Annotated in this window: 14 protein-coding genes and 2 pseudogenes; 12 read left to right on the top strand and 4 right to left on the bottom strand. The window is 59.4% G+C overall.

Features of this window, described 5'->3' with window-relative positions; genetic code table 11:
• Positions 1–42 precede the first annotated feature (42 nt).
• Positions 43–309 (bottom strand): helix-turn-helix transcriptional regulator, encoded by a 267-nt coding sequence (locus FHT78_RS19600; RefSeq protein ID WP_183747667.1) that lies wholly within the window; start codon positions 307–309, stop codon positions 43–45.
• A gap of 96 nt (positions 310–405) precedes the next feature.
• On the opposite strand from FHT78_RS19600, the gene FHT78_RS19595 reads away from it, so the two are divergent.
• Positions 406–1296 carry a LysR family transcriptional regulator gene (locus tag FHT78_RS19595; RefSeq protein ID WP_183747664.1) on the top strand — a complete coding sequence of 297 codons (891 nt, stop codon included), beginning with the start codon at positions 406–408 and terminating at the stop codon, positions 1294–1296.
• Positions 1297–1388: 92 nt separating this feature from the next.
• Here FHT78_RS19595 and traA read toward each other — a convergent pair whose 3' ends face one another.
• A complete protein-coding gene (traA, locus tag FHT78_RS19590) occupies positions 1389–4697 on the bottom strand; it encodes a Ti-type conjugative transfer relaxase TraA (RefSeq protein ID WP_183747661.1) in 3309 nt (1102 codons plus the stop codon).
• 332 nt (positions 4698–5029) lie between these two features.
• Positions 5030–5500: a DUF992 domain-containing protein gene (locus tag FHT78_RS19585; RefSeq protein WP_183747658.1), complete on the bottom strand. Its 471-nt coding sequence runs from the start codon at positions 5498–5500 to the stop codon at positions 5030–5032.
• A 534-nt stretch (positions 5501–6034) separates the two neighbouring features.
• On the opposite strand from FHT78_RS19585, the gene FHT78_RS19580 reads away from it, so the two are divergent.
• From FHT78_RS19580 to FHT78_RS19535, 10 genes and pseudogenes are all read left to right on the top strand, one after another.
• Complete coding sequence (locus FHT78_RS19580) at positions 6035–6868, top strand: formate/nitrite transporter family protein (protein WP_183747655.1); 834 nt, start codon at positions 6035–6037, stop codon at positions 6866–6868.
• 8 nt (positions 6869–6876) lie between these two features.
• The gene (locus FHT78_RS19575) at positions 6877–8028 is read left to right on the top strand and encodes an HlyD family secretion protein (RefSeq protein ID WP_183747652.1); all 1152 of its coding nucleotides are present in this window, start codon (positions 6877–6879) and stop codon (positions 8026–8028) included.
• Positions 8025–9641 carry an MFS transporter gene (locus FHT78_RS19570; protein ID WP_183747649.1) on the top strand — a complete coding sequence of 539 codons (1617 nt, stop codon included), beginning with the start codon at positions 8025–8027 and terminating at the stop codon, positions 9639–9641. The genes FHT78_RS19575 and FHT78_RS19570 overlap by 4 nt, the downstream gene beginning before the upstream one ends.
• Positions 9642–9961: 320 nt before the next feature.
• Positions 9962–11149, top strand: a complete 1188-nt coding sequence (locus FHT78_RS19565; RefSeq protein WP_183747646.1) for an efflux RND transporter periplasmic adaptor subunit — start codon at positions 9962–9964, stop codon at positions 11147–11149.
• A 3-nt stretch (positions 11150–11152) separates the two neighbouring features.
• Positions 11153–14275, top strand: a complete 3123-nt coding sequence (locus FHT78_RS19560) for an efflux RND transporter permease subunit (protein ID WP_183747643.1) — start codon at positions 11153–11155, stop codon at positions 14273–14275.
• A gap of 32 nt (positions 14276–14307) precedes the next feature.
• A complete protein-coding gene (locus FHT78_RS19555) occupies positions 14308–15558 on the top strand; it encodes an oxalate decarboxylase family bicupin (RefSeq protein WP_183747640.1) in 1251 nt (416 codons plus the stop codon).
• Positions 15559–15706: 148 nt separating this feature from the next.
• Positions 15707–16246 carry a sigma-70 family RNA polymerase sigma factor gene (locus FHT78_RS19550; RefSeq protein WP_183747637.1) on the top strand — a complete coding sequence of 180 codons (540 nt, stop codon included), beginning with the start codon at positions 15707–15709 and terminating at the stop codon, positions 16244–16246.
• Positions 16233–17000 carry an anti-sigma factor gene (locus tag FHT78_RS19545; protein WP_183747634.1) on the top strand — a complete coding sequence of 256 codons (768 nt, stop codon included), beginning with the start codon at positions 16233–16235 and terminating at the stop codon, positions 16998–17000. Before FHT78_RS19550 ends, FHT78_RS19545 begins: the two co-directional genes overlap by 14 nt.
• Positions 17001–17020: 20 nt before the next feature.
• The gene (locus FHT78_RS19540; RefSeq protein WP_183747631.1) at positions 17021–17737 is read left to right on the top strand and encodes a Bax inhibitor-1/YccA family protein; all 717 of its coding nucleotides are present in this window, start codon (positions 17021–17023) and stop codon (positions 17735–17737) included.
• 109 nt (positions 17738–17846) lie between these two features.
• Positions 17847–17970: pseudogene (locus tag FHT78_RS19535) on the top strand (integrase core domain-containing protein); the annotation flags it as partial.
• 329 nt (positions 17971–18299) lie between these two features.
• Here FHT78_RS19535 and FHT78_RS19530 read toward each other — a convergent pair.
• Positions 18300–18653 (bottom strand): hypothetical protein, encoded by a 354-nt coding sequence (locus FHT78_RS19530; RefSeq protein WP_183747628.1) that lies wholly within the window; start codon positions 18651–18653, stop codon positions 18300–18302.
• A gap of 379 nt (positions 18654–19032) precedes the next feature.
• Between FHT78_RS19530 and FHT78_RS19525 the strand changes: the two are divergent.
• Positions 19033–19362, top strand: a pseudogene (locus tag FHT78_RS19525) (IS110 family transposase); the annotation flags it as partial.

The raw sequence follows: 19362 nt of genomic DNA, 5'->3' as shown, positions 1-19362 counted from the left end.
CCTCCAGACGTCCTGTGCGTGGGCAAAAATGCTTACCGAAATTCATGATCGCTTTCGTTTTCTGCCGGATCGAAGCGCGGTCGGTTTTTGCGTGCCGGGATCGATTGGGGCGAACAGGGCTGAGACGTCCACCTCCAGAGCTTGCGCAAAAGCCTCTAAGGTCGAAACGGTAACGTTCTCCTTCCCTCGCTCCACCCGCCCGACGTAAGAGCGGTCAATCTCAGACTCAAAAGCAAGGCGTTCCTGCGAAAGCCCCTTGGCTACACGCAGACGTCTGAGATTCCAGCCGATCGTTTCTCGAACATCCATGCCACGAGAAACGCATATGTGGGGCTTGACAATCGACGGACTGACGGTCCCATATTAAGTCGTTTTGAAGCGCGTCTTCACGGGAGGGTGTCGGTAATGGAACTACGCCAGCTATCCTACTTCGTTGCGGTGGCCGAGGAGCTGCATTTCGGCAGAGCCGCAGCCAAGGTGAGTATCACCCAGCCTGGCCTGTCAGACGCGATCCTGGCATTGGAGAAGGAACTTGGCGTGCAGCTGTTCATCCGTTCGACGAGACGGGTGGAACTGACACGGGCAGGGGCGGCGTTCTATGAGCGGTCGGTCCGGATCCTGAGCGAGATCGATCTGTCGACCGAGATCGCCCGCTCGGTTGCAGGCAAGACAGCACGCAAGATTGCCATCGGCACCGTCTATCCCGCCACGATCGGCGTGCTGCCGTCCTTCCTGGCACGCATCGGCCGCAAATATCCCGATATCCGCATGCATATCGAAAGCGGCACCACCGATGACATCATCCGCCATATCGAGGCAGGCCGCATCAATCTCGGTTTCATCAGGCCGGTGGAGAATATCGGCTCGCTTCGCTTCTTCTCGATTGCCCATGAACGCTACCTGCTGGCGGTGGCAAAGCAGAGCCCGCTGTCATTGAAGAGCGAGATCGATCTGGAGGATCTGCGAAGCGAGAAGATCATCTCCTTTTCCCGCCAGAACCTCTCCTACAGCGAGCGCTATTTCGCAGAAAAGTTCGAGGAGCACGATCTGACCGACAATGTCGCTTACACCTGCGACGACACCTTCTCGCTGGTGTCACTGGTCTCTGCCGGCCTTGGTATCGGCTTCGTGCCGGAATGGACGCAGGATCTGCCGAACCGTGGTTTCGAATTGAAGAAGGTACGCGGTGTTGATTTCAAGATCGGTCTCGGTGTCGCCTGGAACCGGGAGGATCCGACGGCCGGCCGTGACGACATTATCGATATCGCGCGGTCATTGGCACGGCCGGGACGGTAAGTATCGGTCATCGCCGTGGTGCTGGCCGAAGTATCAGTTGAGGCCGGCAAGAGAGCCCCAGAGAGGCTCTGCGAACTGCACCCAGCGATACGCTATTTCAGGGATAGCCCTTGGCTCTTCGTCTGCCGCATTGCCTCCGCCTGCTTGAGTGCCACGACAGTACGCTCAAGCGCAGACAGCTGTTGGACGGTTCGCATCGAGGCCCAGGCAGCCTTAATCTCCAGCTTTTGCGCATTACTCATTCCGGCGGTCAGGATCTTGAACGCCTCGCCGTCAGCATCTTTCGCCGATATTCCGAGAAAAGTACGCTCTCCGAACCTTTGAGAAACAGCGCGTGCGAACCTTTCGAGCTCTGCCTTTACGGTTCTGTCCGCAAGCACATATTCCAATGCGGCGGAGCGATCTTTTCGACTGATCGCGTCGCGAACGCGCTCGAGAACAGCCCTCGCATTCGGCGACAGGTCTGGGATTTCAACCGACAATTTCCGGCGTTGCGCGTACTCCGCCATCTCGGCCCTTCGCGCGGTTTCAACGCGCATCTTTACAAAGCGCTCCAGAGAGTGAGACAGGGCGGGAACATTGAGAAGAGCGGTTTGCCGATCCTGCTTGTCGCTCTTACTGGCCAACAAGCCCGTCTTGCCTCTGAGAGCGCCATAAAGTTCAGCGGAGTTCGCGATCTTTGATATGGTATTCGCAGCCACCCGTCCGTCCTGGACCATCGCGTCGATATTGACCAATTTGAGTGCAGCCTCCGGCTGCGCATAGACGAGGCGAAACCGAAACGAGACATCCTCCCACTCCGTCTGAAGGCCGGGATCGGCCCTGAGCCTGGCCTCTATGGCTTGTGCCATCGACTGTGTGAAGATCGTTATACCGGATACCATCGGCTTTGCTGCTGTGTCTGCCCTAACGAGGTGAGCCGTCAATCCGGTTCTTGCGACACCAAGCCTTGCACCGATGGAGGACAGACGCGTGGCGAGGCTCATGAGCGTCTGCTTCTGCCTGACCATCCAATCGAGCCGATGGTGAAGGAGCGATCTTGCGACCCGAACGAGGTGCAGACCACGGCTTTCGGCAAAACGAAGCGCCTGCCGGTAGAAGGGGCCTCCGTCGTAGTCGAGCGTCGTCTCCTTCGCGTTCATGCGCGACAGGATGGCCTCTAATCCGCCGACTTTTTCGAACGAACGACGGCCATAATAGAGGCTGAGATCCTCGCGATGGCGCGTCATCGCCACATAGGTCAGATGCCGGTCGAGCGAGAGCGAGGTAAGCAGTTTGACCTGATCGACAGTGGCACCCTGGCTCTTATGAATGGTCGTGGCATAGCCATGGTCGACATGTCCGTAGATGCGCTGCTCCACGACGACCTGTCGGAGATCGGCCCCCGCACCAATCCTGGCGACGATGCGCCCGGCCGAGACCTCTACCACCTTGCCCAACATGCCGTTCTTAACGCCGAGCGCGCTGTCGTTCTTCAGAAAGACGATCTGGTCGCCGGCGGAGAAATTTCGTTTTCCGTCCGACGTCTCGAACGGCAGACCATCGGCGACGATGCCGCGTCCGATCAAGGCGGCGCGCGCCTTTTCGTTCAGGGCGCGGACGTCGCGACGCAGATGGGCCAGAATGAGTGACGTCTTGTCCGGGTCGTAGTCTCGCGACCAGTCCGATATCAGTCTGGCGACGGCTTGCCCCTTCAACTCAGAGCCTATGATTTTGTCATTGGCGCGATAAGTGTCGAGGGCCCTACCGATATTGCCGCGAGCAAGGTCGAGAGAGGCGTCGCGCATCCATTGCTCTTTCTGGCGGTAGATCGTGTCGAGTTCGGCATAGCCGATGCGGTCGGTGATCGCCCGGAAGGCGGCACCCGCCTCGATCGGCTGGAGCTGCTCGGGATCGCCAATAAGCACGAGTTTCGCGCCGGCTCTGGTTGCCGCTTCCACGAAAAACGCCATTTGCCTTGACGATACCATGCCGGCCTCGTCGAGAACCAAAACCGTCTTGTCATCGAGCTGGTCGCGCCCTTGGCTCCAACGCCGTTCCCAGGACGAAAGGGTGCGGGAGCCGATACCGGCCTCCTTCTCCAGCCCCTCCGCCGCCTTGCCAGCTAGCGCGCCCCCTATGACACGGTAACCGGCCGCTTCCCACGCTTCGCGGGCGGCCTTCATCATGGTCGTCTTGCCGGCGCCTGCGCGTCCGATCACAGCGGCGATCCGTTCATTCCCGGCAATATGTTCGAGCGCTGTCCTCTGCTCGTCTGACAGCAGCGCGTGCCGCGAAAAAGTCGCCTCCAGAACTTTTTCCATGACGCCGTGCGACGTGCGCTGCGACAACCAGATCGCTCTGCTTGCCATCTCCGCTTCCAGCCGGATCATCTCGCGTGTGGTGTATTTGGCCGAAGTACGCAGCCCTGTCCCAAGGTCAATTCGTTCCTGGTCGAGTCTGACAATATTCGCGCTCTGCTCAATCCGCACCATTAGACTTCGGAACAGGCGATCGTCGTCGATGTAGCGATGCAGCACCTTGGCAACATCATGTTCATCAAAGACGCTTTTTTCTCGAGTGATCAGGTCAAGCACGAGTTCGGGACGGCGCCGGATACGCCTTGCGTTCTCGGCGCGCCGTGCTTCTTGCAACTCGACCCGATCGAGCGAAACGGGCCGACCTGATATAGCGGCTATTCTTTCAATCGCTTTGGTGCGAACGCCGAGATGGATCGTTGGCACTAATTCAATTCCCTGCGTTTCGAAGGAACGGCCATCGGCCCGGATGTCGAGCCCGGCAAGAGCGAGATGTCGGTTTTGCTCGGCAAACCAACCGTCGCGGAAGGTATTGAACTCCTCAATACCGCCTGCCCAGCGCTCGTAGACGATTTTGCCCGCACCATAGCGGAGCGGTTGACCGTCATCTCCGAGCACTGGAACCAAAATTGGGCCAAAGCCGTCTTCCGTCAGCGGCCGCAGCGTTATCATCAGATGCACATGCGGATTGCCGGGCGCGTTATGATACACCCAATCTGCCACCATGCCCCTCGACGTGACGTAAGTCGCCACGAAATCGCGCATCAGTGCGATGTTCTGCGCCGCTGAGAGCTCGATTGGCAAACCGATTGTAATCTCCTTTGCGAGCTGCCCATTTGCTCGCTTCGAGGAGGATTCAACATCGTTCCAGAAGGCCTCAGACGCGCCAGAGACCGACCGACCGGTAATCATCGACCGCAGCCACTGCGGCGCATCAGGGGGGATAGCAAATTCCTCGTGCAGGAGGTCCTTCTTACGGGAATAATCGACAATTCGCGCTTCTCGTTCGAATTCCATCCGCGTACGATGGCAATAGGCTGCCAAATGCAACGCGCTACGGCCCGAACCGCGCGCGACAATTCTGACCGAGAAATGCGATGCCACAGCGCAAGCTCCTCGCGAAATCGATGGTTTCGTCGAAGGCGGAAGCACAATTGCGGCTTACGAAGTCAATCTCTTGCGCGCCCCTATGCTCCGCGCCTTGAGAACGGCCAGGATCATGCGCAAAGCTTTTGGGTGCGCCAACTCGCACATTTGCTAGTAGATCAACGCCAAGGCTTGCGCCTTTCATCAGCTCGAAAGCAGGAGCCGCATGAAAGGCACAAGGATCGTCTATGGGTGCCAAGCGTCAGATTGGCCCAGGGGGAAGGACGGTTTGATTTATCAGCATATCTGAGGTCGCTTTTGCCCAGCGGCAAAAACCAACCCGATTGCACTTATTCTGCCAGCTGCAGCTTCAAAGACGTAACCCCAACGGCGAGATTGACGCCGACATCGCCTTCAAGCGAAACCGGCTGCAGCGAGATGGTCTTGCTCGTTCCGCCGACCAGCACATTGGCACCGCCGCCGATGCCGACGCTGGCATCGGCCGTCAGACCGGCATAATTACCCGCCAGGCCGGCAACCGGTTGACGCGTGGCGTTGAAGACGAGCCAGACCATCCGGCCTTTTTCGACGGTACCGACGTCGAGCCCGAAATCGGTGATCGTGCCGACGTAATGCTGGCTGGCGTCGCCGGCAGCGCTCGGGGTGAAGGTGCAGTCGACGTCCTGCTTGGAGCCGACGATGACACCAATCCCCTTGGAAACGTCGCAATCCAGCTTGCCGACATCGGCCTGGGCGGCGTTTGCGACGACAGGGGCGGCCAGCATGCCGGCTGCGATGAGGGAAAAAACAGTGATTTTCATGACAGGTCCTATTCGGGTTGAAGATCGCTATCGACGGCGCAGCCCCGTTCAGAGGAGGCCGGATGCCTCTGATATCGTCGACGAGGGCTCGCCGATCGAGGAAAAGAATAGGGATACGGCCCGACGGGATAAAATCACCTGCTGGTTTAGTCGGGCCAATACGTAAGTTTAGTTCCGCAGGCTGCGCAATTAGCGTATCGTCCTCACTATCGCCTGAAGCCTCCTCCTGACAGGCGATAAATGTCTCGGTTACGGCTTCCCGGTGTCCCTCCCCTCCGCCGGAAGCCGCGGATTGCCCGAGGATCCGCATCTGGCCGCCTTCCGGATTTCGGAGGCGGCCGCTTTTTTTTGCGGCGATCAGCAATCGCAGGCGGGACACAAGCGCCTCGGCTGCCAGCGCTGCAAGGCACAAGCTGAACCGACCGGCAGGCCAGCCTAGACGTAGGTATGATTCAGTCATGCAGCGTGGGCGACTAACGTCTCGACTATCCGGGAAGAGCTCGGTTCGATCATGTAAAGATGCGAGGTGCTGCCATGTATCAGGATTCGATCAATCACTTTGCCCAGTCCGGCGAAGGGAAGGCCGAAGAGGTCCGGAACCACTTTCCTGCCTTCCTGATCGGGGCGGCGATGGCCGGCGCCTATATCGGTTTCGGCGATATCATCATGTTTACCGCCGGCGCGCATGCCGATCCCGCCTGGGCGCATCTTCTCATGGGGGTGGTCTTCTCCTCTGCCCTGACGATCGTCGTCTTTGCCGGCAGCGAGCTCTTCACAGGAACGGCGATGTATATGCCGCTTGCGGTTCTGACCCGGCGCAGCCGTTCTACCGATATGCTGCTTGTCTGGGTCGCGGCCTGGATCGGCAACCTGATCGGCGCCATGATGCTTGCCGGCCTTTTCCATCTCGCCGGCGGCGGCGTGCTGCTCGGAGACGGAAGCCAGGCGTTCTTCTCGATCGTCTCAGCCAAGATGTCTGCAGGATCGCTGGAGCTTCTCGCCCGCGGCATTCTCTGTAATTGGCTGGTCTGCCTGGCGATCTGGATGGCCGGACGCACGGATAATGCAGCAGCCAAGATCATGCTGATCTTCTGGCCGATCACCATCTTCGTGGCGGCCGGCTACGAACACAGCGTCGCCAACATGTTCACCTTCTCGATGGCGCTGATGGGCGAGCACCCCGCAAACATCACACTTGCTGCCGCCGTCCATAATCTTCTCTGGGTGACACTCGGAAATCTCATCGGCGGCGCGGTCTTCATTGCACTTGGCTATTGGCTGCAGGTCCATGGCACCGGCCACGTGTCGTTCACGCCGGTCCCGGTTCGCGTCCGCGCAAAGATCTCCGCAGACCGCAGCAAGAAGTGAGGTTCGCCATGGCCAATCAGATCGGCATTACCAGCCTCAGCCCGTCCGACCCGGTCCGTTCGCCTCAGCAACCGGAAGCCCCTGCTGCACCGGCTGCGCCCTCCCCGGCAGCCGTAGTGTCGTTGAGGCGGCTTGCCATTCCCCTTCTCGCCATCGCGCTCGTGAGCGGCGGAGTGGCGATCGTCAGCGTCGACTGGAACCGCTGGGTAGCAGGCGCATCACATCAATCGACCGACGACGCGGTGGTCAGCGCCGATGTCTCGACGCTGAGTGCCCAGATCAGCGGGATCGTCCAGAGCACCCCGGTCACCGACTATCAAAAAGTAACGAAAGGCCAGTTACTCGCCGAAATCGATCCACGGGAATATGATGCTGCGGTCGCCGTCTCGAAGGCCAATCTTGCCGCCGCAAACGCTTCACTTGCCAATCTTGCAAACCAGATCGAACTGCAAAAGGCCGTCGTGCAGGTGGCGGAAGCGCAGAACGCTTCGGCGCTCGCACAAGAGACCCAGACCGAACAAGAGTTCCACCGCCAGACCAGCCTTGGCGGAGCGACCTCGCAACAGCTGCTGCAGCAGGCGCAGGCCGCTTATCTGCAGGCGCAAGCCTCCGTCAAATCGACGGCAGCTTCGATCGAGCAGCAAAAGGCCCAGCTGAACGTTCTGAACGGGCAATATCCACTGCTGCAGGCGCAGGTCAATGCTGCCCAGGCTTCGCTGGATACGGCCCTGATCCATCAGGGCTATTCCAGGATCTATGCGCCTTTCGACGGCGTCATCGGCCGCAGGCTCGTCCACGAAGGCGATTTCGTTTCGGCCGGCACCAACCTTGTGTCGGAAGTTCCGCTTCCGAGCGTCTACATCACCGCCAATTTCAAGGAGACGCAGCTTTCCCGGATCACGCCGGGCCGATCTGCGGACGTAACCATCGATACCTTCCCCGGCCAAACGCTGCACGGCAAGGTTATCGGCCTGTCTCCGGCAAGTGGGTCGATCTTCGCGCTGCTGCCGCCCGACAATGCGACCGGAAACTATACCAAGGTCGTCCAACGCATGCCGGTCAAGATCGTCTTCGACCCTGGCCAGCCGCTGGTTGACCAACTGAAGCCTGGAATGTCGGCTGTCGTGACGGTCGATACTAAGCCGGACCTGGACCGATGAGCACGGCTCCCCGCGCCTTCGGTCCGCTGACCCGTGGCACGACGACCAGCCATCCGCTCCTCATCGTCGCGGCGCTGTTACTCGCCTCCTTCGTCGTCGGCTTCGACACGCGCGTCTTTGCCGTCGGCCTGCCGGATATCCGCGGCGCCTATTCGCTTGGCTTCGATGAGGCGTCCTGGCTCAGCACTGTCGCGAACGCCCCGCAGATCCTCATTTCTTCGGCGGTGGCGTGGCTTGCCACCGTCTTCGGCGTGCGCCGGGTGATGATCCCGACGACATTGGTCTATGCCGGCATTTCGCTCATGATTCCGATGGTCCATGACGGCGGCGCACTTTTTGCGCTGCATACGGCAAGAGCCCTTCTGCTCGGCGTCTTCATTCCGGCCACCATCATGGTGATCTTCCGCAATCTCGACATGAAATACTGGCTGATCGGCCTTTCGATCTACGCGCTTCGGGTTCCGCTATCGCAGAATCTCGGCTTCGTCCTCGTCGGCATCTATGATGATTATCTCGGCTGGCAGTGGGTCTACTGGCAGGATGTGATCGTCACGCCGATCATCGCGCTCCTCCTCGTCATCGGTGCTCCCAAGGAAGAGATCAATATCAATTTGCTCGAAGGCGCAGACTGGGGCGGCATGATGCTGCTCGGTTGTTCGATGACGATGATTTATGTCGGTCTCGATCAGGGCAACCGGCTGGATTGGTTCAATTCCGGCATCGTCACCTCGCTGCTCGCAGGCGGCACGATCCTCTTCATCGGCTTCCTTATCAACGAAAGCGTCGTTGCCAATCCCTGGGCACATGCAAGCGTGATCTTGTCGCGCAATATCGGCATCGGCTATGCGATCATCATCGCTTTTACCTTTTCGAGTTCCGGCGCCGCGATTTCCATTCCTGGCTTCCTGCAGACGGTCGTCGGATTGCGGCCGATCGCCATCTCCGAGCTCTACATCTTCGGCGCCGTTATCCCGGTCTTCCTGTTCATCGCCTTTGCAATCTTCCTGCTGCGCCGGATCGATGCGCGCCTCGTCATCATGATGGGACTGGCTGCGATGGCCTTCGGCTCGCTCTGGGGATCAGGCCTCACGAAAGCATGGGCGCCTTTTAATTTTCTGCCGGTCGTGCTCTTGCATACGGCGGGGCAATCCTTCGCCTTCTTCGCGACGGTCGTCTACCTGATTGCCAATTCCGACCCGAAACGCTCCACAGCGGTTTCCGCCTATATCCAGGTCGTACGGCTCGGCAGCGTCGAGCTGGCGCAGAGCCTTCTCAACACCTGGCTGCGGCAGCGCGAGCAATACCATTCCAATATACTGACCGGCCCGATTTCCACGTCCTCGGACAGTCTCCACGACGCGTTGGCGAAGCTCGAGACGCTATTCGGCACCGATCATCATGGGAGCGTGAAGGCTCTTTCCACAGTCGCAACAGCAGTCCATGCCCAGGCGAGCATCCTTGCCTACGCGGATGTCTTCATCCTCTCCTTCTCTTTTGCGATTGCCGGCATTGCCCTTGTCACCTGCATGGGTGCCATGCCCTTCGGGCCGCTGCATCCCGATTTCCGCCGGAAACCGCCGGTCGCCCAACCGCAGCCGGCCATAACCGGCTGACCGGACGACACTTGATCTATTCTCAAATGGCCAGGGAAACCGGGTCGAATGGTTCTTTTCGTTGGCTTTTCCGCGCCGGCTTCTCCCTGACCCATACCAATGGGGAACGGTGACTAGACCTGCGTATAGATGCGCCGATGCCTGCCCGGACATAGCCTTCTCCCACCAGAATTGATCGGCTGGAGACAGGTAAGCCGCTCAGCCTGCAGACAGTCAGCAGCCTGAGGCTTTCAAGCCAGCCCACCAATTCAGGAGACAGATACGGGCCGCCCCGGCCGGCGGCCTCATCGCGCGATCAACTCTTAACCATGGAGCCGGCAGTGACATCCATCCGCACCGTGATTGAACCCCGTCGTCGCCGCAAACCAGCAGTCCTCGCTGCCGCAGCCATTCTCACCATTGCGAGCGGATCGGCCGCAGCCTTCTGGTTGGCAGGGACCGAGCCGACCATTGCTGCCTCGCAGCCCGGCACGCCGGCCGTACCGGTCGATGTCGCCACCCCTGCCATCACCGACGTGCCTGTCTATCTCGACGGCCTCGGCACAGTGCAGGCCAACTATACGGTCAATATCACGACGCGCGTGGACGGCGAGTTACAGAGCGTGATGTTTGACGAGGGACAGGCCGTCAAGAAGGGTGGTCTTCTCGCCGTCATCGATCCGCGCCCCTTCCAGGCAGCCGTCGATCAGGCTGCCGCCAAGATCAAGCAGGACGAGGCCGATCTCGCCAATGCCCAGTATCTGCTCGCCAAGGATCAGAGGCTCTCGCAGCAGCAGATCGTGACGCAGGAAACGCTGGAAGAGCAGCAGGCCCAAGTGGCAAGTGCTGCGGCCCAGCTTGCGCAAGATCAGGCTGCCAAAGAGGATGCCGACGTTTCGCTGTCCTACACGCAGATCCGCTCACCGATCGATGGCCGCACCGGCATCCGTCGGATCGACGCCGGCAACGAAGTACACACGACCGATGCGACACCGATCGTCACCATCACGCAGACACAGCCGATCACGGTCGTCTCCACGCTGCGGGAAGACGATCTCGACGCAGTGCGCGCCGCGCTGAAGGCCGGCCCGGTCGAGGTGATGGCCATGTCAATGGATCGGTCACGAGAGCTGGCCTCAGGCACCCTCTCGCTGATCGACAACGTCATCGATCAGGCAAGCGGCACGATCCGCATCAAATCGACCTTCGAAAACAAGGACGATGCACTGTGGCCGGGTCAGTTCGTGATGCTGAGGGTCAAGCAACAGACACTGCGAAAGGCCGTAACCATTCCCTCTGCAGCACTTGAGCGCGGAGAAGACGGCTTCTTCGTCTACATCATCGACGCTGCCGGCACGGCTGCCGTGCGCAAGGTCATACCCGGGCCGATCGAGAGTGGCCGCGCCGTCATCGAAAAGGGCCTTGCAGGCACCGAACGGGTCGTCACATCAGGACAGTATCGCCTGGATGTCGGCACCCCTGTCAGCATCCAACAGGCGGCCGCTTCGCAAGCCGTCACTAAGGAGTAGGCCATGTCGATCTCCTCCTGGTTCATCGAACGGCCTATCGCCGCCTCGCTGCTGATGGCAGCCCTCTTCGGGATCGGCATCGTCGCCTATCCTCTGCTACCGGTGGCACCCCTGCCGCAGGTGGATTTCCCGACAATCCAGGTCTCGACGCAGTTTCCCGGTGCGGATCCGAAGACCATGGCATCTGCCGTGACCCAGCCGTTGGAGCGGCAATTCGGCCAAATTCCCGGCGTCACCCAGATGACCTCGACGAGCACGCTCGGCTCGAGCGCGATCACCCTGCAATTCGACCTCTCGCGCGACGTCGACAGCGCTGCCCAGGACGTGCAGACTGCAATCAACGCAGCCGGCGGGCAATTGCCGACGGGCCTGCCTTCGCCGCCGACCTATCGCAAGGTCAACCCCGCCGATCCGCCCGTCATGGTGCTCGCCATGACTTCGGACACGCTGCCGCTGACTCAAGTCGACGACTTTGCCGAGAGCGTGCTTGCCCAGCATATCAGTCAGCTCGATGGCGTTTCGCAGGTTCTTGTCTTCGGCCAGCAGAAGCCGGCGGTGCGCCTGCAGATCGATCCCGGCAAGATCGCCGAGATGGGGCTTTCGCTCGAGGATATCCGCAGCGCCGTAACAGGCGTCACCAGCAACGCGCCGAAGGGCAGCGTACAGGGTGCGGAACACACCTATACGATCTACGACAACGACCAGCTCTTAAAGGCCGCCCCGTGGAACGATGCGATCGTCGCCTATCGCAACGGCGCGACGGTGCGCATCAGCGATATCGGCCAGGCGATCGACGGGCCGGAAAACAATCAGCTGGCCGCATGGGCCGACGGCAAGCGGGCAATCCTCCTGCCGATCTTCAAGCTGCCGGGCGCCAATATCATCGATACGGTCGGTGCGATCCGGGCTGCACTGCCGCAGCTGCAGGCGATCGCGCCGGCCGCCATTCACCTGTCTATTCTCAGCGACCGGACGACCACGATCCGCGCATCGGTAGCAGACGTCGAGACGACGCTCGTCATCACCATCGCTCTCGTCGTCATGGTGATCTTCATCTTTCTGCGCAACGTCTGGGTCACGGTGATCCCGAGCGTGACAGTGCCCTTGGCACTTCTTGCCACACTCGCATTGATGTATGTCGCGGGCTTCAGCCTCGACAACCTTTCGCTGATGGGCTTGAGTATTGCTGTCGGTTTCGTCGTCGACGATGCGATCGTCATGGTCGAGAACATCCATCGCCATATGGAGATGGACAAAACGCCGAAACAAGCGGCGATCGACGGCGCGCGTGAAATTGGCTTCACCATCATTTCGATCAGCATCTCGCTCGTCGCCGTCTTCATTCCGCTCCTTTTAATGGGCGGCATCGTCGGCCGGCTGTTCCGGGAATTCGCGATCACCGTGACGATGACGATCGTCGTCTCGGCCCTCGTCTCGCTGACCATCACGCCGATGATGAGCTCCCGCTTCCTGAAGCCGGAAAAAGACGCTCGCCGTGGCAGGCTCTACAACATCAGCGAAAAGGCGTTCGACGGGCTTCTTGCCGCCTATCGCTACACACTCGCTATAGCGCTGCGCCACCACCGGCTGACGATGACAGCCTTCCTCGCCTCGCTTGCGTCAACCGCCTTCCTGTTTATCAATATTCCCAAGGGCTTCTTCCCGATCCAGGATACCGGCCTCATCACCGGCATCCTCGAATCCTCTCAGGATATTTCCTTCGCAGAAATGTCGCGCCATCAGATCGAGGCTGGAAACATCATCGCCAGCGATCCGGGTGTTGCAAGCGTCGGCATGGCCGTCGGCGGTGGAGCCGGCCAAACCGTCAATACCGGCCGTATGTTCATCACGCTGAAACCTGAGGAACAGCGCGATGCCTCGGCAGGCGAGATCATCAACAGGCTTCGCCCGAAGCTCGCTCAAATGCAGGGTGCGGAGCTCTTCCTGCAGCCGGCGCAGGATATCAATGTCGGAGGTCGGTCATCGGCCACGCAGTTCCAATATACGTTGCAGGACGGCGACGCCGGAGAACTCGACGACTGGGCGGCCAAGCTGCTTGCCAAGTTCAAGACGCTGCCCGAGCTGACCGATGTCGCTACCGACCAGCAGAATGGCGGCGCCACCGTAACGCTTACAATCGACCGCGACCAGGCATCGCGCTTCGGCATCCAGCCGCAGACGATCGACAACACGCTTTACGATGCCTTTGGCCAACGCCAGGTCACCCAGTATTTCACCGACCTGAACAGCTATCATGTGGTTCTTGAACTTGCTCCGCAGTTCCAGAATTCCCCATTGGCGATCAATGGCCTCTATATCAAATCGCCGTTGACCGGCGAAGAGGTTCCTTTAAACCAGCTCGTCAAGCAGACGACCGAACCGACGGCCGTGCTTGCCGTCAACCACCAGAGCCAGTTCCCGGCCGTCACACTCTCATTCAACCTGACCAAGGGCACCGCACTCAGTCAGGCGGTTGCCGCGATCAGCAAGGCGGAGACCGATCTTGGCAAGCCGGCAACCGTCATCGGCACCTTCCAGGGCAATGCGCAGGCCTATCAAAGCTCGCTGGCAAGCGAGCCGCTGCTGGTGCTTGCGGCAATTGCCGTGATCTATCTGATCCTCGGCGTGCTCTATGAGAGCTATTTCCATCCGCTGACGATCCTGTCGACGCTTCCCTCTGCCGGTCTCGGTGCTCTCGCCATGCTGTGGGCCTTCGGCTTCGACTTTACCGTCATCGCGCTGATCGGGGTGATCCTCTTGATCGGCATCGTCAAGAAAAATGGCATCATGATCGTCGACTTCGCGATCGCCGCCCAGCGTGAGCAAGGGCTGTCGCCGGAAGACGCGATCCGCCAGGCCTGCCTCCTGCGCTTCCGCCCGATCATCATGACGACATCGGCAGCACTTCTTGCCGGCCTGCCGCTGATGCTGGGCCACGGCACCGGCTCTGAACTGCGCCAACCGCTTGGTTACGCCATGGTTGGCGGTCTGCTCATCAGCCAGTTGATGACGCTCTACACGACCCCGGTCGTCTACCTCTACTTGGAAAAGCTGAGCCAATTCGTCAGCCGACGACGGCCTGTCAGCGCCCCAACCCAAACCCAAGTCCAAGCCCAACCGGAATGATCCCTCTTAATCGACGTGAAAGGATTAAAATCATGGAACCTCTTTCGAGACGCACCGTGCTTGCCCTCGGAGCGATGGGTGGAACGGCCCTTGCAGCGGGTGCCGCCCGCGCAGCAAGCTTCGGCAATCCCGACCAGCCGGCTGAGGGTGCTGTCAACGCCAATCCCGCCGGGCTTTCCGATCCAGGCCCGAAGAACCCTACCATCAACGACCAGTTTCCTTCCTTCGAAAACCCGCCGGCAACCGACGTCGGCGATATGCAGCTCTTCTGGGGATCGTTCAACAATGCGGCCAAACGCATCCAGAACGGTGGTTGGGCACGGCAGGTCACCAAGTCCGATTTCGCAATCTCCGAGGCCGTTTCTGGCGTCAATATGCGGCTCGGCCCCGGCGGCATCCGCGAGATGCATTGGCACCGGGCTGCCGAATGGGCGATCATGACCAACGGCCGCTGCCGTGTGACCGTGCTCGATCCGCAGGGCCGCGCCTATGTCCAGGACGTCGAGGCCGGCGATCTCTGGTATTTTCCGGCCGGTTACCCGCATTCCCTGCAGGGACTTGGACCCGAAGGCTGCGAATTCGTCATCGTCTTCGACGAGGGCGACCAGTCCGAATATGGCACGCTGCTCTTGACCGACTGGCTGGCGCACACATCGCCTGAGCTGCTTGCCAAGAACTTCGGCGTGCCGCAGGACACTTTCAAGAACATCCCGTTGCAGGACCTCTGGATCTTTCAGGGCAAGGAACCGGGTCCGCTTTCAGCCGACCAGGAAGCCGTTTCTTCCGCGGGCCTGCCGCCCTACCCCTTTACCTACAGGCTGACGGCATCGGCGCCGCTGAAGCAGAACGCGTCGGGCACGATCCAGCTGGCAGACAGCAGCAGCTTCAAGGTCTCCAAGACGATCGCTGCGGCGATCGAGACGATCAAGCCGGGTGCGGTGCGCGAAATGCACTGGCATCCCAATGCCGACGAATGGCAGTACTGGATCAAAGGTGAAGGCCGCATGACGGTGTTCGATGCCGGCCCGCGCAGTCAGACAGCGGATTTCCGGCCCGGCGATATCGGCTATGTCAAAAGGAGCCAGGGCCATATTATCGAGAATACCGGCAAGACCGACTTGCAATTCGTCGCTGTGTTCAAGGTCGCTGAATATCAGGAAGTCGGGCTTTCATCGTGGCTGACCCATACGCCGGCAGCGCTCGTTGCCCAGCATCTCAATATCAGTGTCCAGGATATTGCGAAATTCCCTGCCGATCAGCCGGGGATCATGCCCAAGGGCTGATCCTTGTGTCGGGCCGGCAAAACACCACTTCCGCCGTGGCAACGGCGGAACTTGTGGCCTTGCACAAATGACGGGCCTCCTTCCGGCCGATTCCAAAAAATCTAAATTGACACGGAATAAAATCTGCGAGGCTTTCGTATACTCAATTATGGAACGGAAAGAACGCCCCTTCGATGTCATCGGTCAGCTCGCAGCGCTTCGCCGCTACGCGCGCTCACTGGTGCGCAATTCGGACGAGGCGGAGGATCTGGTGCACGATGCGCTGATCCGGGCCTTCGAGAAGCGCAAGAGCTTCCGCAGCGGCGGAAACCTGCGCACCTGGCTGCTTTCCATCCTACACAATGCCCACATCGACCGCGTGCGGCAGGCCCGCTCGCTGACGCGCCGCCATGATGAGGCGGCAGTCGAAGCGGAACAGTCGCTGCCGGCCGCACAGGAACATGCGGTGCGCCTGCAGCAGGTGCGCAACGCCTTTTTTGACCTGCCGGAAGAGCAGCGCGAAGCGCTGCACCTCGTGGCGATCGAGGACCTGTCCTATCAGGAAGCGGCCAATGCGCTCGGCATTCCTGTCGGCACGCTGATGTCGCGCATTTCGCGTGCCCGCGCCCAGTTGCGCGAGTTCGAAGAAAAGAGCCCACGCATCGCGCATCTGAAACTAGTTGGAGGGAACGGCAATGAAGGCGATTGACCCGATCATCGATGCCGATCTCGACGCCTATGTTGACGGCGAGCTCGATGTCGCACGGCGCATTCAGGTGGAATCTTATCTTTCCGAGAACCCGGCGATCGCCGCCAAGGTCATGGCCGATCTTAGCATGAAGGGTGAATTACGGCTTGCGCTGGCAGGCGAAAGCGCCTTTGGCCGCGCCGAGACACGCGATGCTGCCCGCAGGCTGGAACGCGGTCTTTCCTACGGCCGCATACTGCACTCGATGCAGCGTATCGCGGCTGTTGGTATTCTCCTTGCTGCCGGCTGGGTGGCGCATAATTCCTTCGGCGCCTTTACGGCAACGGAAGTCGCGGCTTCGGTTCCGGCACCTGCCTATGTCGAGGATGCAGTGCGCGCGTATCGCACGGCAGCCCTTCGTGAAACCATTCCGTCGCAGACGGCCCCGGCCTACAGTGCTGAGGATATCCGCGCTGCGACCGCAATCGTGATGCCCGAATTGCCGAAGGACTGGAAGGTTGCCGATGTGCAGATCTTCCCGTCGCAATTCGGGCCGAGTGTCGAAATGGCAATCGAGGAAGCCGACGGCAAGCGCCTGTCGCTCTTCGCGGTCCGGCCTGGCGCCTTCGAGGTGAAGGCGGTCAGCCATATCGCACTTGAAAAGACAGAAGCCGCCTACTGGCAAATCGGTGACGTTGCCTACGCGCTGATCGCCGACAATGGCGGCACCAATCTCGATCAGGCAGCCGAACGGCTTGCCCGATCACTCTACTAGTTCAACCGAGGAGATCAGCCATGAACCCGATCAATCCCCGCTATGGTACCGGCTCCGCCGCCAATACGCAGGTCCTTTTTGACGAAGGCCTGCGCCAGCACATGCTGCGCGTCTACAACTACATGGCGCTCGGCCTCGTCATAACCGGCATCGTCGCCTTCATCGTCGGCTCGACGCCAGCTCTTTACGTGCCGATCTTCCAAACGCCGCTCAAGTGGGTGGTGATGCTGGCGCCGCTCGCCTTTGTCTTCTTCTTCTCGTTCCGCATCCAATCGATGTCGTCGAGCACCGCACAGATGACCTTCTGGGCCTTCTGCGCCGTGATGGGCCTGTCGCTCGCCTCCGTCTTCCTGGTCTTCACCAAGACGAGCATCGCGCAGACCTTCTTCATCACCGCTGCCATGTTCGGCGCGATCAGCCTTTATGGCTACACGACGAAGCGTGACCTCTCGAAGATGGGTTCGTTCCTGATGATGGGCCTCTTCGGCATCATCATTGCCGGTATCGTCAACATCTTCCTTGGCTCGTCTGCCCTGCAATTCGCGATCTCGGTCATAGGCATCGTCGTCTTCGTCGGCCTCACCGCCTACGACACGCAGAATATCAAGGAACAATATTCTGAAAACTATGATCAGGAATCGAACCAGAAGCTGGCCGTCTTCGGCGCTCTCTCGCTCTACCTGAACTTCGTCAACATCTTCCAGCTTCTGCTCAACTTCACGGGCGAGCGGGAATAAGGACTGCGCTTCTGGGGGCAATGGAAGCGCAAGGGCGCCTGGTCTGTGATCTGTGACAGGATGGCAGGCCGGGTGCTCACCCTAAAGGGAGCGGCCGGGCGTGATGCCCGGCCGCTTTTGCGCCGAGTGCCTGAACCAGCATTGGTTCATGAGCCTTGACGACCCGCGGGGTAGACTATAACGAGTTCCGGCCACACGGTGCCATCGGCAATAAGGTGCCGATCTCGCTGATAATTCGGGAGACACAACCACCCGCCTCCCTGAATGAAGCACGGAAAACTCTAGCCTGCGCTGGTCCAGAGTTTGGCACCCCCCTCATCAATTCACTTTCAGCTGCACAAAATGCAGCCGTCCAGGATCAGTGTGTTATGTTGAGGTTGGAACAAACACAATTGGACACTGGTTGTCTTTTTCTACCAGGCTCACTGGTTTGATTTGTTCACCCCCATCAAGTTCCACCAGGGAATCAAGGATGTTGAATACAATTACGTCTTCTTCCCAGTGTCCTGTAAAGCTGCAGAAACCCCGTTTCCGCGATGTAGAATGAATCCTGCAGTTGTGCTCAATCCACCTGAGCAAACCACAGACCTTCTTCATCAGGATCAACGCCAGATTTTTTCCAATTTTTCACGATGTTACTAGCGATCTCCTCGGCATTATTTCCCAGGTGATTACACTTTACCCAGAATTCAGCTTCGGATCCGCGCACGACGGGGCTGGCGCCTGCCTTTATGAGCTCCAACACGCCTAGTCTCACAAATTCTTCACTGTCTGCATTTGGCAGCTCAAAATCAAAACGGCCAACATTAGCTATATCTTTTAAGCTAATCGCATCAAATTCAAGATCATTGGGGATTTTTTTTATCCAATCCCCAATCGAAACGTCAAAATACTTATGCTTCTTCTCGATATTCATTCCTGATGCACCTTAAATCCTTTTGGGTAGCCCGGGATGTCGATATCCAAGGTCACTCCAGATTTATCGGAAACGCGGACCCCTACCTTTCCTCCATTTGGCAACTCGTACCAATTTCCCGTGAGGTGTTCCCCGTTTTTAGGCCAGCGGGAGCTGGAATTTTCCGGGGTTATGAAGTGCACCCCGAATTTGGGCCAGCGGGAGCTGGAATTTTCCGGGGTTAAGGCTCAGGTCGGCGGGGGTGCCGATGAGCCGTTCATGAGCAAAATCGGCACCTTGTTGCCGATCGCGCTGTGTGGCCGGAACTCGTTGTAGATCCTATGCAAGCTCACCGCGGAGCTTGATAGTTCGACCTCCGCTTTCGCTACGGAGGATGACCATGAGCGCGGATGCCGTCAACGACTGCTATATTGCATTGGAATTGAGCCAGAGAACTTGGCTCGTTGGGTTTTTGCTGCCTGGCTCCGAGAAGGTCCAGACAATGGCGATTGCCGGTGGTGATGCCGACGCGTTGCTCGGTGCGATTTCGAGAATCGAAGCAAAAATTGAAGGAGATGTCTGGTCGGAAGGTCTCACATGCCGCATGCGTGTCTGTTTTGAGGCGGGCTATGATGGGTTCTGGCTGGCCCGCTTTCTTCTCGATCATGGCATCGACACGACGATACTGGATCCCTCGAGCTTTCTGGTCTCGCGACGAGGGCGCCGTGCG

Origin of the sequence: Rhizobium sp. BK196 (assembly GCF_014193255.1) — a bacterium.
Classification (GTDB): Bacteria; Pseudomonadota; Alphaproteobacteria; order Rhizobiales; family Rhizobiaceae; genus Rhizobium.
The sequence above is the reverse complement of the archived record's forward strand: the minus strand, read 5'-3'. Positions and strand labels throughout refer to the sequence as shown.